This window comes from Arthrobacter sp. KNU-44 (assembly GCF_051843155.1).
Taxonomy (GTDB): domain Bacteria; phylum Actinomycetota; class Actinomycetes; order Actinomycetales; family Micrococcaceae; genus Arthrobacter.
Genome location: NZ_JBPXNG010000002.1, coordinates 4,321,923 through 4,336,312 on the forward strand (window position 1 = coordinate 4,321,923; position 14,390 = coordinate 4,336,312).

A 14,390-nucleotide genomic window follows, 5' to 3' on the forward strand; every position below is an offset into this window, starting at 1 on the left:
GGCCGTCGGGAGCCCTTCGGGTGCTACTGGACGTGCTGCGCTTCGGAGGTCACCGTGACAACCCCGCTTTTGCCGTGTGCTGCATCCTCAGGGTCGGTCAAATCGCGGTTGAGGGTTTCCGGTGACATGCGGGTCGCGATGAAGCTGATGAGCATGGTCAGGGACATGTAGATCGCCACGGGGATCCACGAGTTGCTGAACATCCCCAGCAGCGCCGCGCAGATCATGGGAGCGATGCCTCCGCCGATGATGGACGAGAACTCGCGCCCCAAGGTGACACCTGCGTAGCGGTAACGGCTGCCGAAGATTTCAGGGAAATAGCTCATGTGCACGCCCACAACGCCTTGGCATGCCAGGACGAATCCGACCACGATCACCAATACGATGGCTACCGGCGAGCCCGTGGTCAGCAGCAGGAACGCGGGGGCAGGGAAGAGGATGAGTGCCCCGGTGATGAGTGAGACCACGCGTCGGCGTCCAATCTTGTCGGAAAGGATTCCGAAGGACACCGCCGCGACTCCGCCACAGAGCGAACCGATAAGGAGCACGGGAGGAATGAACTTCGGGTCCGTTCCGATCACGGTAATGAGGTACGAGGCCATGAACACCTGGATGGTGTAGGACTGGGTGCTGACGCCGAGGTTCATCAGGATGACGCGCAGGACGTTGGCCTTGCCGTATTTGGCAACTTCCCGCAGGGGTGCCGGAGGTTCCGTGCGGGCCTGCTTGATCTCTTCGAAGACCGGCGATTCGTCCAGCTTGCGTCGGATGACCAGCGCGGCGATGGTGACGAAGATGCTGGAGAAGAAGACGAGCCTCCAGCCCCACGTGAGCATGTCGTTGGGTGCCAGCGACTGGGCTGCGATCCACACGAGTGCTCCGAGCGCCGTTCCGGCGGCGGCGCCGACCATGATGAGGGACGCCAGCTTGCCTCGGGTTCCAGGCGCGGCGGATTCGGTGAGCAGCGTTGCGCCGCCCGATTGCTCCGCTCCGGCGCCGAAGCCCTGGGCAGCGCGGCAGACACACAGCAGGATCGGGGCAAGGAGACCTACCTGGCCGAAGGTCGGCAGGAGCCCGATTGCCAGCGTCGCTCCTCCCATGAGCAGCAGGGTGACTACCAGGACCCACTTGCGGCCGAGTCGATCGCCGAAATGGGAGAAGAAGATCCCGCCGAGGGGCCTGAACAGGAATCCGACGGCGAAGGTGCTGAAACTGGCCAGCAGCGCCGCCGCGGGCGAAATGTTGGGGAAGAAGAGCTTGCTGAAGACGAGTGCCGACGCTGTGCCGTAGATGACGAAATCGTACAGTTCAAGCGTGGTGCCGATGAGTCCGGCGATGGCTGCCTTCCGGACTTTGCTTTGGTCCACCGGCGTGGGCGGGAGGTTTGCTGCTGTGGTCATTTCCATACTCCTTTGAATGGATGTCCGCTGGCCCGTACTTGGGCCGAGTCAGTAGGTGATGAGGACCTTGAGGTTGGTGGGGTCTGTCACGGGGGCCGTGAGTGCGGCCGCCGCGTTGGCGAGGGGAAATGTTGCGGTGATGATTGACCGGAGGTCCACTACCCCTGAGGAGGCGAGCTGGATCGCCGTCGGGAAGGCGTTGGCGTACCGGAACGCGGTCACCAGGTCGATTTCAAAGCGTTGCAGGAAACCGAGCGGGATCCCGTCGACGGTGGGGCGGGCCTGGCCGACGACGGTTGCCCGGGCGGCCGGGGCGAGTGTCAGGATGCCGTCGGCCAGTGCGCGGGTGTTGCCTGAGCATTCGATCAGGCAATCCATGTCTTTCAGATCCAAGGGCGACACCGAGGTGTTGATGGTCCGGGTGGCGCCGAACCGGGCGGCAACAGCCAGGCGGTCGTCGTTGACGTCGGTCACGACGATCTCTGACGCGCCGCGGGAGGCCGCCACTTGCGCCACGAGCAGGCCGATCGGCCCTGCGCCCGTGATCAGCACCCGGTGTCCGGCCTGCACGTGGGCGCGTTCAACCGCCCAGACGGCGACGGCAAGCGGTTCGATCGCTGCCCCGACCTCGGCAGGGATGCCGTCCGGAAGAACGTGAAGCGCCGCTTCGGGCACCACCACGTGGCGGGCGAACAGCCCGTCGGTGGGCGGGGATCCGAAGCACGTCCCCGTCGGGCAGAGGTTGTAGCGTCCGGAGAGGCACGTGGGGCAGTTCCGGCACGGCAGCGCGGGTTCCATCACGACGGCGGTGCCCGCGGCGATGCTGGCCGCCTCACCGCGGGCGATGACGACGCCCGCACCTTCATGGCCGAGAACCGTGGGGTGGCGAAGGACGTTGGTGCCGTTGCGGCCGTCGGCGAAATAGTGCATGTCCGAGCCGCAGATGCCGCCCGAGCGCATCTCGACGAGGACATCGTTCGGTCCGAGGGTCTTCAGGGGTTTGTGTTCGATGCGGATGTCGCCCGCTCCGTGGAGGACGGCCGCTTCAGTGGTCAGCGGCACGGAGGATCCGTCGGCGCGGCGGATTGCTTGGGTGGTCATCGGATGCTCCGGGTCTGTGCGGGAAGAAGTGAGGTTGACTCGGCGGCCGCGCTTGCGGCGGCGAGCGGGCCGTGCCGGTGGATGATGTCGATCAGCTCACCAGTGCGGCGGATGAAGTCTTCACGAGTCGCGAGTTCGTCGCCGAGAAGATGGTGTTCGCCGAGTACCTTGGCTGCGAGGTCCCTTCCGGACGTGGATCCCGTTGCGAGCTCCTGGAGTGTTTCCCGGGCGGGATCTTGCATCTCGTTGGCGTGGTTGCCGGGGTCGAATCCCTGAAGGGGCGCGATGCACGACAGGTACGCGGCGACGGTGAGCGCGAGGTAGTGGGGCATCGCACCGGTGTCGAGCATTTCCAAGGCAGGAGTCGGGATCCGCTGGCGGAGTTTGACGGAGCCATCGCTGCCCACCTGGCTGGTCCGGTGCCCTAGTGCCGAGTTGCGCCAACGCGAGAAGAGTTGCTCCTCGTAAGCGTCGACGTCGACGGCGGCGGGCACCGTCACGCTCGGCAGGTACTCATCACGGAGTACGCGGCGCGCGGCGGTTTCAATGTAGGCCATGTCCGTGGCGGCCGGAATGGTGGCTGCACCGGACAGGGCTCCGAGGTAGGCGATCAGCGAGTGGGTGCCGTTCAGGAGCCGGACCTTGAGCTGCTCATACGCCGCGACGTCGTCAGTAAAGATAGCCCCCGCAGCCTCCCAGGCCGGGCGGCCCGCTATGAAGTTGTCCTCCAGGATCCACATTGTGAAGGGCTCGGCTGGCACGGGGATCTGGTCAGCGTAGCCGAGTTGCTCGGCGACGAGGCTGCGGTAGTGGTCCGTCGTGGCGGGTACGATCCGGTCCACCATGGACGAGGGGAAGGTGACGTTGGCATCGATCCACTGGACCGTCTCGGCGGCCTCGCCGGCCGGGAGCAGTGATGCGAATTCGCGTACCAGGCGTTGGGTGTGGTGCCCGTTGTCCGCGAGGTTGTCGCAGCTGAGGACCGTCACTGCTTTGCCATGGGTGCGCGCCCGCTGCTGGAGTCCGCGGACGATCTGCCCGATCGGCGTCCGGGGGACTGAGCTGTTCGCGAGGTCGTGCCGGACGTCAGGATCGGCAACGTTCAAGGAGCCAGTCGCGGGGCTGTAGGTGTAGCCGTTTTCGGTGACCGTCAGGGATACGATGCGCGTGGTCTCGGCGCCAATGGCGGCCACGACGCGTTGTGGTTCCTGTGCCGCGACAAAGGCGTCCGTATGCACGCGCGGGGTCGAGAACTTGGATCCGTCGGGCGAGATTTCGACGACGGTGTAGAGCATGTCCTGGGCGTGCATGGCATCGGTGATGGTTGAGGAACGGCTGGAAATCCCAATGATTCCCCAGTCGCCGCCCTGCGCCGCGACGGCGGCATCCGTATAGACCGCTTGGTGCGCGCGATGGAAGTTTCCGAAGCCGAGGTGCACGATGCCGGGTGCGGGTGCGGGGGCGACGGTTCGGCGCAGGACTCCGGGTGTTTCGGCGTTCAGCTGGGGGAGGCGTGGCGTGGCCATGGGTCACCAGTCCTTCATGGAGCCGTCGAGCTCCCGGGCGATGGGCAGATAGGCCTGCTTGTACGGGAAGCGCGCTGCGGCATCTTCGTCTACCTGGACGCCCAGACCGGGCTCTTCGCCAGGGTGCAGGTAACCGTCTTCGAAACGGAAACTGGATTGGAAGACCTCGGACACCTTGGGGTCGTAGCCCATGTATTCCTGGATGGCGAAGTTGCTCGTGGCCAGGCCGAGGTGCAGCGATGCGGACAGGTTGATGGGGGAGACATCGGACGGGCCGTGGGGTGCGCCCTTGATTTGGTACACCTCAGCGAAGGCCAGGATCTTCCGGACGTGGGAGATGCCTCCGGCATGTACGACGGCGGTGCGGATGTAGTCGATGAGCCGTTCAGTGATGAGCAACTCGGCATCCCAGACGGTGTTGAAGACTTCGCCGATGGCCAAAGGAATGGTGGACTGCTGGCGCAGCGTGCGGAGCAAACGCTGGTTCTCCGCGGGGGTGACGTCTTCGAGCCAGAAGAGGTCCACGTCTTCCAAGGAGCGGGCCAGACGGGCTGCCTCGGTGGGGTTGAGGCGGTGGTGGACGTCGTGGAGGAGCTTGAGCTCGGGGCCGACGTGCTCACGGACTGCGCTGAGGATCTTTGGTGCGTGGCGCAGGTAGGCGCCGGTGTCCCAGTCTTCTTCGACAGGTCCGGCACCGCGACCGGCGGGTTCGTAGCTCGCGGCACCCTTGGTGACGCCGTAAACCTTGTCGAGCCCGGGGACGCCGGACTGGGCGCGGACGGCGCGGAAGCCTTGTTCACGGCGCTGGTCAATCGAGTCCAACAGTTCGGGCAGGTCCCAGCCGGTGGCGTGCGTGTACGTGAGGATCTTGTCGCGGGCTGCGCCGCCCAGGAGCTGGTAGACGGGAACACCGAGGGCCTTGCCTTTGATGTCCCAGAGGGCGAGGTCGATGGCGCCGATCGCGGCCATGGTCACCGGCCCGCGCCGCCAGTACGCGCCTTTATAAGAGTATTGCCAGGTGTCTTCGATGCGGTCCGCGTCCCTGCCGAGCAGGGCCGGGCCGAGGTGATCGCGGAGGTAGCTCGCGACGGAGAGTTCGCGGCCGTTCAGTGTGGCGTCACCCCAACCGACGATGCCGTCGTCGGTGGTGATCTTGAGGGTGACGAAGTTGCGGCTCGGGCTGGTTACCAGGACGTCGACGTCGACGATTTTTCGGGTCATCGGGAAATCACTACATTCTTAAGCGGCTGGTTTGTGGAAAGACGGGTGATGTTTTCGGCGATCTCGAGTGCGCGGCTGCGGAAAGTCTCTGCGGTGACGCCGGAGGAGTGCGGGGTCATGATGATGTTGTCCAGCCGGCCGAACGGGAGGGTGGACGGTTCGCCGCGGCCGTCAGTTCCCGGGTATTGGTACCAGACGTCGATCGCGGCCCCCGCGATCCGCCGGTCTTTCAGGGCTTCGTAGAGTGCGGCTTCGTCGACGACGGGTCCGCGGGCAATGTTGACGAGCAAGCCGTCCGGCCCGAGGTCGTCGAGTTCTGCCGCGCCGATGATGCCGGTGGTTTGCTCCGAGAGCGGGATGCTGACCACCAGGATGTCCGATTCACTGAGCGCCTCGCCGAGGCGTTCGGTGGTGCCTGCCCAGCGCAGGGAGTTGGCCTTTGCGTCCACGCTGCCGCTGCGGGTGATAGCGATACCTTCGGCGCCGAAGGCCTTGAGGAGCGACCATGCGGCGCCGCCGATGTGCCCGAATCCGAGGAATGTGACCACGGCACCGCGGAGTGTTTCCGGCTGGCGGATCCCTGAGGAATAGACAGACGAAGACCAGACGCCGCTCCGAAGTGCCGCGTCCTGGCCAAGCAAGTTGCGGCGGAGCGCCACCAAAACGGTGGCGATATGTTCGGCAATGGAACTTTCGTGGTGGAAGGTGTTCGCGCAGACCGCACCGACGGGCAAAGCGGAGGCGTCGATGCCGTCGTAGCCGGCACCGCCAACGTGCACAAGCCGCAGATTGCCGGCGGCCGCGCCCATGGCCTCGGTGAAGCGTGGCCCGACGTAGACGTCGGCATCTTTGAGGTCGGTGAGTACTGCATGCTCGCTCCAGCTGTCGTGCCAGGAGGTAAGGGCGCCCTCGGGGAGCGCGGCCTCGAAAGTGGAGCGGTGGGGCATCAGGTTGGGGTCTGCGATGACGATTCTCATGGTTACTTTCCCTGGAGGGCTTGCTCTGCGGTGCGCGCAGCAAAGGTGGAGCCACGCACGATGAGTTGTGAACTGAGGTGGACGGCTTCCGTTGCTGTGGGCTTTCCGGCCATCTGCTCGAGGAGGAGCTCAAGGCTGAGGGCGCCGCTTCGGTCAATGGGTACCCGGACAGAGGTGAGTCCGGGTTCTGCCGCGGCGGCAATGTCGAGGTCGTCGATACCGACAACGCTGATGTCCTCCGGGCAGTGGTAGCCGAGGGTCCGGGCGCCGGCGAGCATGCCGATGGCGACCAGATCGTTGTATGCAATCACTGCGGTGGCGCCGCTGGCGACCACCGACGCTGCTGCGGCCAGTCCGCCGTCGACGGTTGCATTCTGGTTCCCCACGGTGACGAGTTCGATGCCCCAGTCGGCGCAGAAGCGGGTGATCGCTGCACGGCGTTGGCCGTTGGCCCATGACGACGCGGGCCCGGGAATGTAGGCGAGCTTGCGGTGGCCGAGGGCGTAGAGATGCTCGACGGCTTGGCGGATTCCCTCGCCGGCCTCCATGAGCACCCGTGCGGCGTGCTCCGCCTCTCCATTGATGACTACGAGCGGCGCGCTACCCGCGAGATGGTGAATCTGCTCGGAAGGCAGGCGGGGCGAGCAGAGGATAATGCCGTCCACGCCCGTGGCGAAGGATTCGAGGTGTGCCTGTTCCCGTGAGGACGATTCGGAGGTGTCGGCGAGGACCATCCGGTGGCGGCCGTGCCAGGCCTGGTCCTGGATGGCCTTGATGAGGGCGGCGAACACCGCATTAGAAATGTCCGGGACGATGACGCCGAACGTCCGGCTGCCAGTTACTCCGGGCACGTCGTAACCCAATTGTTCGGCCGCGGCCATGACCTTCTGCCGCGTTTCGGCTGCCAGGCGGCCGGGGTCTCCGAATGCCCGCGACGCCGTTGCCAGGGACACCCCTGCCAGCTTTGCGACATCCGTGAGTTTTGCCGACATCTGTCCTCCAGTTGCTTCGTTGAAACCTTGTCCTGCAAGTATGGAAAGACTTGTACAAGTTTGTCAATGATTTGCACGAGGTTGTTGGGGCTGCCGGGTTTGCTGGACCCGTTGAGCCTCGCGTAGCCGCGGAGTAGGGTGGCCCCACCCATCTCGCACCACCATTTGAGGAGCGACCATGTCACATCGCAGACTTCGACTGGCCACCATGACGGCAGTACTCGCGCTGAGCGTGACGAGCGGCGCCGTCGCCAACCCCGCCTTTGCCGATCCGCGCCAGACTGAAAAGACCGCCACCGCCACCGGATACGGCGGCGCGGTCAGCACCGTAGACCCTGAAGCATCCGCTGCCGCCATCGAGGTTCTCCGCAAGGGCGGCAACGCAGCAGACGCCGCCGTCGCCGCCGCCGCGACGCTGGGCGTGACCGAACCGTACAGTGCCGGGATCGGCGGTGGCGGATACTTCGTGTTCTACGACGCGAAGACCGGAAAGATCGGCACCATCGACGGGCGCGAGACCGCCCCGGCGGCGATGCCGCATGACGCGTTCATCGATCCCGCCACAGGGAAGCCGTACAACTTCACCCCCGAAGTCGTCACCAGCGGGGTCTCTGTAGGCGTCCCCGGCACGGCGGCCACCTGGGAGCGCGCACTCGAACGCTGGGGGACGTTGAGTCTTGGCGACGCCCTCCAGCCTGCCATCAAGGTCGCGACCCGCGGCTTCGTCGTCGACCCGACTTTCCGCCAACAGACACTAGACAACAAGCTCCGCTTCGCGGCGTTCAGCTCCACCAGCAATCTGTACCTACCGGGAGGGGACGCCCCCGCCGTCGGCAGCATCTTCCAGAACCACGACCTCGCCGCGACCTACCGGCTCCTCGCGAAGCAGGGCACACAGGCCTTTTACAGCGGTCCGCTCGCAGCCGAGATCGCAGCAACCGTCCAAGCCCCGCCCAAGACCGCGACCACCACGCTGCCCATCCCCGTGGGGCACATGACCACAGCCGACCTCGCGGCATACGAGCCCCTGGACCAAGCGCCCACCCACGTCGACTACCGCGGCCTCGACGTCTACGGCATGGCGCCGTCGAGCAGCGGGGGTACCACGGTAGGCGAGGCGCTAAACATCCTGGACACCGTCAACCTTTCTGAGATGTCCAAGCCAGCTGCTCTTCACCACTACCTCGAGGCGAGCGCGCTCGCCTTCGCCGACCGTGGAAAGTACGTGGGCGACCCTGCGTTCGTCGATGTTCCCACCGCCGCGCTCACTGACCCGCTGTTCGGCAAGGAGCGCGCCTGCAAGATCGACCCACTGCACGCGGTCATGAAGCCCGTCGCGCCGGGAGATGTCTCCACGTTCGACGGCGTGTGCCCGGCTTCCGCGGCCGCACCCGCCAACGAGAAGGACACCGAAAACATCTCGACGACCAACATGACAGTCGCCGACCGGTGGGGGAACGTGGTCGAATACACGCTCACGATCGAGCAGACCGGCGGCTCAGGCATCGTGGTGCCGGGACGCGGGTTCCTGCTGAACAACGAGATGACCGATTTCTCGGCCGTATACAGCGCGAGCGACCCCAACCGAATCGATCCCGGCAAGCGCCCACGCTCTTCGATGTCCCCGACCATCATCCTCAAGGAGGGCAAGCCGTTCCTCGCTCTCGGCTCGCCCGGCGGATCGACGATCATCACCACGGTGCTGCAGACCATCTTGAACCGGGTGGACCTGGGCATGAGCATCTCCGACGCGATCGCTGCCCCGCGCGCCTCTCAACGTAACACCGCCAAAGTGACGGCCGAACCGGAGTTCATCACGGCGTACGGGAACCAACTCACGCCATATGGCCACCAGTTCACGCCATCCGGCGACGCTTTCACTTCGGCGGCGGAGATCGGTGCCGCAACCGCGATCGAATTCAGGCCGGGCGGGCTCATGATCGCTGCCGCAGAGCCAGTGCGGCGCGGAGGAGGGTCGGCGATGGTTCTCAAACCGTCGCGATGACCGATGAATGCGGAATCCATTCAGGCTGCTGACACCGAGGGTAGGGCCGGGGTAGCTTGTCCCCATGGCTACCGAAGCAACCACCCTCACCGTTGATGGGCCGAACGGTTCCCGGGAAATGCGGATCTCCAGTCCGAGCCGGGTTCTCTGGCCGGAATTGGGCCTCACCAAGCTGGATCTCGCGCGCTATATCGTTGATGTCGGGGAAGCATTCATAGCCGCGAACGGTGACCGGCCGGTCTCGCTGCAGCGCTTTTCGGACAGCATCGACGGAGAACAGTTCTTCTCCAAGAATCCGCCGAAAGGAACCCCGGACTTTATCCGGTCGGTAAGGGTGATCTATCCGAGTGCGCGCTCGCATCCCCAATTGGTCCTCGACGAGCCAGCCGCGGCAGTGTGGGCCGTCCAGATGAACACGGTGGTCTTTCATCCTTGGCCGTCACGAGCCGAAAACACCGACAACCCCGACCAGTTGCGGATCGACCTGGACCCGCAGCCCGGAACAGATTTCGATGACGCGATTCCCGCGGCCCTTGAGCTGAAAGGCGTACTCGCGGAGGCGGGATTGACCACTTTTATCAAGACCTCCGGAAACCGCGGGCTCCACGTCTATGCCCCGATCGAGCCTTCGCATGAGTTCTTGGACGTACGGCATGCCGTGATTGCAGCCGCCCGGGAGCTCGAGCGCCGAATGCCGGACAAGGTCACCACTGCCTGGTGGAAGGAAGAACGGGGTGAACGGGTATTCGTCGATTTCAACCAAGCCAACCGCGACCGCACCATAGCCGGCGCGTATAGCCCGAGGGCGCTTGCCCATGCCCCGGTCTCTTGTCCGATCACGTGGGACGAACTGGAAACTGCTGACCCGAAAAAGTTCACCATCCTTAGCGTGCCAGGCAGGCTGAAATCCGTAGGAGACCCTTGGGATGACATGAACTCCAAAGCAGGCAAAATTGACGTCCTGCTTCAATGGTGGGAACGCGACGTCGGAGCCGGGCTCGGGGAGCTGCCGTTCCCGCCCGACTACCCGAAGATGCCTGGAGAACCACCGCGTGTACAGCCAAGTCGAGCACGCAAGCAGGACTGACTGATAGGCCGGGAAGGTGGCCTCGACAGACAATGAGTGGAAGAATGAGGGCTGGACCAAAACGGCCGGCGGCGCATCTTGCCTGCTGAGACCCAGGTGAGTCCCCCAGTGCGCCGTCGGTCCTGACGTTGTCGAGGTTTTACGCCGCGCCGGTCCATCTGGGCGCGGTTGCCGCACGCCGGAGTTCTTTGGCGCGGGTGCGGAATCCGTCGGATGCCTGGCGAGGTTCGTCACATGGCTGGGAACCCACATTGTGAGGGATAGCGCTCGGGCGAACGGTCGCGGCCCGTTCGCGTACGCCCGCCGCCGGGCACAGGTCGGTGACCAATCCCATGCCCGCGCACTCCCGTGCAGCGGCGATTCCGGCGACAACCGCGGGCTTGTCCTCGAACGGCGTCGAAACAGCGATGACCGTTCCGTCAGGTGATTTGAGGCGGAACCTGAAAAAGGACTCCCCGTCAACAAACACTTCGAATATGCCGGCCACTGCTACCTCCCGGTCTGCGGATCCCGCTCAGTAGCGACTTCACTACCGCCCGGGACGGAGCATCACTGCATTCCTCGTCCGCTGCTCTGGTTGAACAACCACCGTGAATCGTTTTTCACGTGATATTCAGTCTGTGATGACTGTGTTGAGGCTAACAAGACCGCGTGGGTAAACCCTGTGTAAAACGTGTGCAACCGCGGGGTGGGTCAGTTGCCACTCGCCCGGTTCATCAAGTGCTCGAGCAGCGCTAGCTCCGGGAATCCCGGGTGCCGGGCAATGCTGGACCTGAGCTTTGCCCGTAGGTGCTCACCGCTCGGTTCGGTTCCGCCGAGGACTTCGTCGATGATCTCCTGCGCTTGCCCACGCAGGGCGGCCAGGGTGTCCCTGTCGTCCCCGGGAACCAGAACCGGTTCCGGCTCGACGAGCGGGTCTTCAGACTCCAAAGGTTCCGACAATGCCAGCTCCTGATATTTCATCCCGGCAACTCCCAGCTAGGTCCGGAATTCGCCCCCATCCACTAGATAGTAATGAGGGCGCCCGGGTTGTTCACCGCTAAATGCTCAGAACGACGAATATGGCTTGGAAACGACAGATTGTGACGCAAACCCCAAGGCGGCGCCGTCGCGCCGTTGCGGCCTCAGTCCATGACCAAGTCACGGGCGGCGGCAGCGATGTGGCGTGCGGAAATACCTGCGGCGTTGAGCAAGTCCTTGGGTTCGCCCGAGCCAGGAAGTTCCCTTACCGCAAGCAGCGCCAAATGGAGTTTGGGCGTGTTGGCACTCGCGAGCGCTTCGAGCACGGCCGAGCCGATCCCGCCTTGTGCGTAGTGGTCTTCTGCGACAACAATCCGGCCGTCGGTTTCGAGGCACGTCCGGCGCAGGGTGTCGACGTCGACCGGCTTGATGGAGTAGAGGTCGATGACGCGGGCTTTGATTCCCGACTGGGCCAGTTCCTCGGCGGCAGCGAGGCATTCGTGGAGCGTGACGCCGGCGCCGATGAGGGCAACCTGGTCGTCGGGGCCGGCGCCGTGGACCTTGCTTCCGCCAAGGGGGAAGTGTTCGTCCGGACCGTAAATCACGGGATAAGCTCCCCGGGTGGCGCGCAGATAGGAGATTCCGGGCGTGTCCGCCATGGTGCTCACGAGCTGCGCCGTCGAAGGGGCGTCGGCCGGATAGAGCACCGTGGAACTGTGCACTGCCCTCATGGCTGCTATGTCCTCCAGGGCCATTTGCGAAGGACCATCTTGCCCGATTTCAACGCCGGCGTGCGTGCCGACGAGCCGGATGTCCACTTCTGAGACTCCGGCCATGCGGATAAAGTCGAATGGCCGCGAAATCAGGAAAGCCGCGAAACTTGAGGCGAAGGCCACGTAGCCACGGACCGAGAGGCCGATGGTTGCGGCGACGAGTTGCTGCTCGGCAATGAAGATTTCGAAATACCGCTCAGGAGCCACCTCCTTGAAGTCTCCGGCGTGGGTCGAATTCCCCACTTCGCCGTCAAGGACCACCACTTCGGGGCGGACCGCAAGCGCGGATACGGCGGCGCCAAAGGCGGCCCTGGTCGCCACTTTGTCGCCAACCTTCCAATCCGGAAGTGTTACGGCGGCGTGAGTTTCCGGCGTGATTGCTGGAGTGCCGGGCTCCGGAGGTCTGGTGGTCACGTGGACGCTGCTCGGTCCACCAAGGGATGCTATGGCTTTCTCGGCCATGTCCGCCGGGAGCGCTTTGCCGTGCCAGCCGTTCTGGTCTTCGATCTCAGCTACCCCTTTGCCCTTGATCGTCTTGGCCAGGATCACCGTCGGCTGATCGTGGTCGCTGCGGGCCCGGCTCAGCGCGTCGTCTATCTGGCTGAGGTCATGGCCGTCGATGATGAGGGCCCGGGCCCCGAAGGCTTCTACCCGCCTGGCGTAGGCGTCCATGTCCCACTGCAGTTCGGTCGGGCCGTCCTGACCGAGCCGGTTGACGTCGACGACGGCGGTGAGGTTGCAGAGCTTGTAGTAGGCCGCCTTGTCGAGGGCCTCCCAGATGGACCCTTCAGCCAGCTCGCTGTCTCCGCACAACACCCAGGTGTGGAAGGGAAGTTTGTCCAGGTACCGTCCCGCGAGGCTCACCCCGACGGCGACCGGCAGCCCTTGTCCCAGCGAGCCGGTCGCCACATCCACCCAAGGCAGCACCGGCGTCGGGTGGCCCTGAAGACGGGCACCGAACTGACGATAGGTGTTCAGCAGTTCCTCTTCCTCCACCACGCCCACGGCCCGATACATGGAGTACAGAAGCGGTGAAGCATGTCCCTTGGAGAAGATCAGGTGGTCGTTGTTCGGCAAAGCCGGGTGTTCCCAGTCGTAGCGAAGGTGCCTGGTGAGGAGGACCGCCATGAGATCCGCGGCCGACAACGACGACGTGGGATGACCCGAGCCGGCGTTGGTGCTGCACCTGATGGAGTCCACACGCAATTGCGTCGCCAGAGCCCGGATGGAGTCCGCTTCTTCGGCTTGCATCAGTGCAGGCCGCATTTCTGGATCGTTCGACATCTCAGTTGCCTTTCATACGCTCTGAGCGGGCGGCCTGCACTTCATGTCGGGCCTACAAGATCGTGAGTGGCGGCTCTCCCAAGGGGCGCGAAGGCGGAGAGGGAAAGTCCGGGCCAGGGGTCGGCACAGGTGTCGGCCCTGGCTCCGGCAACGGTGCCGGCTCCGGCGTCGGGCTTGGACCAGGCTCTCGGGTGGGGTCAGCGCTAGGGTCTCGCGTCGGGTCGGGAGGGAACTCGCTCATTGTCTGCTCCTCGAATAGTCGATGAAGTCTGGGCGGACGTCCGTGGGGCCGGCCTGTTCGTGGCCGGCCCCACGGGGCTCAGCGGTCCGACGGACGCGGACGTGTTTCGGTTTCCTCCGTGGTGTAGTCGCCTTCGATCCGCTCTGCGGGGAGATCCGTGACGCGCTCCGTGCCGTAGTCGCCCTCGGTGTACTGGCCGACGCGAGCCGCGTCGCCGCCGTCGGCCGCTTCCGTAGCGGCAGGGGCCGTCAAGTCAGGATCGACGGCGGGCAGTTCCGAAGTGGTAGCGGCACGGAATACTGCCCCGGAGTCGTCGACATCCCCGGCGGCCACGGAGCCTCGCCAGCCGCCAGTCTCATAGCCGCGCTCTTCGATGAATTTCTTGAACTTGTCGAGGTCGGCTGAGACCCGCATGTCATCGATGCCCACCAGCGAGCCGGCCTTCTCGGCAAGGCTCTCTGGCTCCCATTCGATCTCCACATTTACTCGGGTACGGTCCGCTCCAAGTGGTTCGAAGCTAACCGTCCCCGCGTTCCTTGGTCCGTCAATGCTGGCCCAGCTGACTAGCGAATCCGGCACCTGCTCAAGGATTTGGGCGTTGAAGTCGCGCTTGACGCCGCCCACGTTGGTGGAAAAATGCAGGGCAGTCTCGTCGATTTGTTCCACCGCTTCGACGCCCTTCATGAATTCCGGGAAAGACTCGAACTGGGTCCATTGGTTGTATGCCACTGAAACGGGAACTTCCACGTCGATTGTTCGGTTAACCGTAGCCATGTTTGTGCTCCTTGCTTGCGCTTGTTCCTGCGGAGGTTGGTGGTCGTCT

The 14,390-nt window shown here is 64.5% G+C and carries 12 protein-coding genes; 2 read left to right on the forward strand and 10 right to left on the reverse strand.

The window, feature by feature from the left end:
* Nucleotides 1-23: 23 nt before the first annotated feature.
* The 6 genes from ACSVHC_RS21260 to ACSVHC_RS21285 are packed head-to-tail and all read right to left on the reverse strand — an operon-like array spanning nucleotide 24 to nucleotide 7,217.
* Nucleotides 24-1,400, reverse strand: coding sequence for an MFS transporter (locus ACSVHC_RS21260; RefSeq protein ID WP_437770130.1), 1,377 nt, complete (start codon nucleotides 1,398-1,400; stop codon nucleotides 24-26).
* A 48-nt stretch (nucleotides 1,401-1,448) separates the two neighbouring features.
* Nucleotides 1,449-2,501 carry an NAD(P)-dependent alcohol dehydrogenase gene (locus ACSVHC_RS21265; protein ID WP_439181282.1) on the reverse strand — a complete coding sequence of 351 codons (1,053 nt, stop codon included), beginning with the start codon at nucleotides 2,499-2,501 and terminating at the stop codon, nucleotides 1,449-1,451.
* The gene (locus ACSVHC_RS21270; protein ID WP_437770128.1) at nucleotides 2,498-4,027 is read right to left on the reverse strand and encodes a mannitol dehydrogenase family protein; all 1,530 of its coding nucleotides are present in this window, start codon (nucleotides 4,025-4,027) and stop codon (nucleotides 2,498-2,500) included. The genes ACSVHC_RS21265 and ACSVHC_RS21270 overlap by 4 nt, the downstream gene beginning before the upstream one ends.
* 3 nt (nucleotides 4,028-4,030) lie before the next feature.
* Nucleotides 4,031-5,248, reverse strand: coding sequence for a D-mannonate dehydratase ManD (gene manD / locus ACSVHC_RS21275; RefSeq protein WP_437770127.1), 1,218 nt, complete (start codon nucleotides 5,246-5,248; stop codon nucleotides 4,031-4,033).
* Nucleotides 5,245-6,225 (reverse strand): 2-hydroxyacid dehydrogenase, encoded by a 981-nt coding sequence (locus ACSVHC_RS21280; protein WP_345450713.1) that lies wholly within the window; start codon nucleotides 6,223-6,225, stop codon nucleotides 5,245-5,247. Before ACSVHC_RS21280 ends, manD begins: the two co-directional genes overlap by 4 nt.
* 2 nt (nucleotides 6,226-6,227) lie before the next feature.
* Nucleotides 6,228-7,217, reverse strand: coding sequence for a LacI family DNA-binding transcriptional regulator (locus tag ACSVHC_RS21285; RefSeq protein WP_345450711.1), 990 nt, complete (start codon nucleotides 7,215-7,217; stop codon nucleotides 6,228-6,230).
* Between the two features lie 178 nt (nucleotides 7,218-7,395).
* On the opposite strand from ACSVHC_RS21285, the gene ggt reads away from it, so the two are divergent.
* The gene (gene ggt / locus ACSVHC_RS21290) at nucleotides 7,396-9,222 is read left to right on the forward strand and encodes a gamma-glutamyltransferase (protein WP_439181283.1); all 1,827 of its coding nucleotides are present in this window, start codon (nucleotides 7,396-7,398) and stop codon (nucleotides 9,220-9,222) included.
* A gap of 64 nt (nucleotides 9,223-9,286) precedes the next feature.
* The gene (ligD, locus tag ACSVHC_RS21295; protein WP_437770125.1) at nucleotides 9,287-10,309 is read left to right on the forward strand and encodes a non-homologous end-joining DNA ligase; all 1,023 of its coding nucleotides are present in this window, start codon (nucleotides 9,287-9,289) and stop codon (nucleotides 10,307-10,309) included.
* Between the two features lie 139 nt (nucleotides 10,310-10,448).
* Here the strand turns inward: ligD and ACSVHC_RS21300 are convergent, their stop codons facing one another.
* From ACSVHC_RS21300 to ACSVHC_RS21315, 4 genes are all read right to left on the reverse strand, one after another.
* Entirely contained in the window at nucleotides 10,449-10,796 is a 348-nt protein-coding gene (locus ACSVHC_RS21300) for a YegP family protein (RefSeq protein WP_437770124.1), read from the reverse strand.
* Between the two features lie 206 nt (nucleotides 10,797-11,002).
* The gene (locus ACSVHC_RS21305) at nucleotides 11,003-11,251 is read right to left on the reverse strand and encodes a hypothetical protein (protein ID WP_439181284.1); all 249 of its coding nucleotides are present in this window, start codon (nucleotides 11,249-11,251) and stop codon (nucleotides 11,003-11,005) included.
* A gap of 182 nt (nucleotides 11,252-11,433) precedes the next feature.
* Nucleotides 11,434-13,326, reverse strand: coding sequence for a transketolase (locus tag ACSVHC_RS21310; protein ID WP_437770122.1), 1,893 nt, complete (start codon nucleotides 13,324-13,326; stop codon nucleotides 11,434-11,436).
* A gap of 319 nt (nucleotides 13,327-13,645) precedes the next feature.
* Nucleotides 13,646-14,341 (reverse strand): SRPBCC family protein, encoded by a 696-nt coding sequence (locus tag ACSVHC_RS21315; RefSeq protein WP_437770121.1) that lies wholly within the window; start codon nucleotides 14,339-14,341, stop codon nucleotides 13,646-13,648.
* Between the last annotated feature and the right edge of the window lie 49 nt (nucleotides 14,342-14,390).

Coding starts and splice junctions, on each gene's coding strand:
- ACSVHC_RS21270 (WP_437770128.1), bottom strand. CDS start 4,027: ATGGCCACGCCACGCCTCCCCCAGCTGAACGCCGAAACACCCGGAGTC.
- manD (WP_437770127.1), bottom strand. CDS start 5,248: ATGACCCGAAAAATCGTCGACGTCGACGTCCTGGTAACCAGCCCGAGC.
- ACSVHC_RS21315 (WP_437770121.1), bottom strand. CDS start 14,341: ATGGCTACGGTTAACCGAACAATCGACGTGGAAGTTCCCGTTTCAGTG.
- ACSVHC_RS21285 (WP_345450711.1), bottom strand. CDS start 7,217: ATGTCGGCAAAACTCACGGATGTCGCAAAGCTGGCAGGGGTGTCCCTG.
- ACSVHC_RS21280 (WP_345450713.1), bottom strand. CDS start 6,225: ATGAGAATCGTCATCGCAGACCCCAACCTGATGCCCCACCGCTCCACT.
- ACSVHC_RS21310 (WP_437770122.1), bottom strand. CDS start 13,326: ATGTCGAACGATCCAGAAATGCGGCCTGCACTGATGCAAGCCGAAGAA.
- ACSVHC_RS21265 (WP_439181282.1), bottom strand. CDS start 2,501: ATGACCACCCAAGCAATCCGCCGCGCCGACGGATCCTCCGTGCCGCTG.
- ligD (WP_437770125.1), top strand. CDS start 9,287: ATGGCTACCGAAGCAACCACCCTCACCGTTGATGGGCCGAACGGTTCC.
- ACSVHC_RS21260 (WP_437770130.1), bottom strand. CDS start 1,400: ATGACCACAGCAGCAAACCTCCCGCCCACGCCGGTGGACCAAAGCAAA.
- ggt (WP_439181283.1), top strand. CDS start 7,396: ATGTCACATCGCAGACTTCGACTGGCCACCATGACGGCAGTACTCGCG.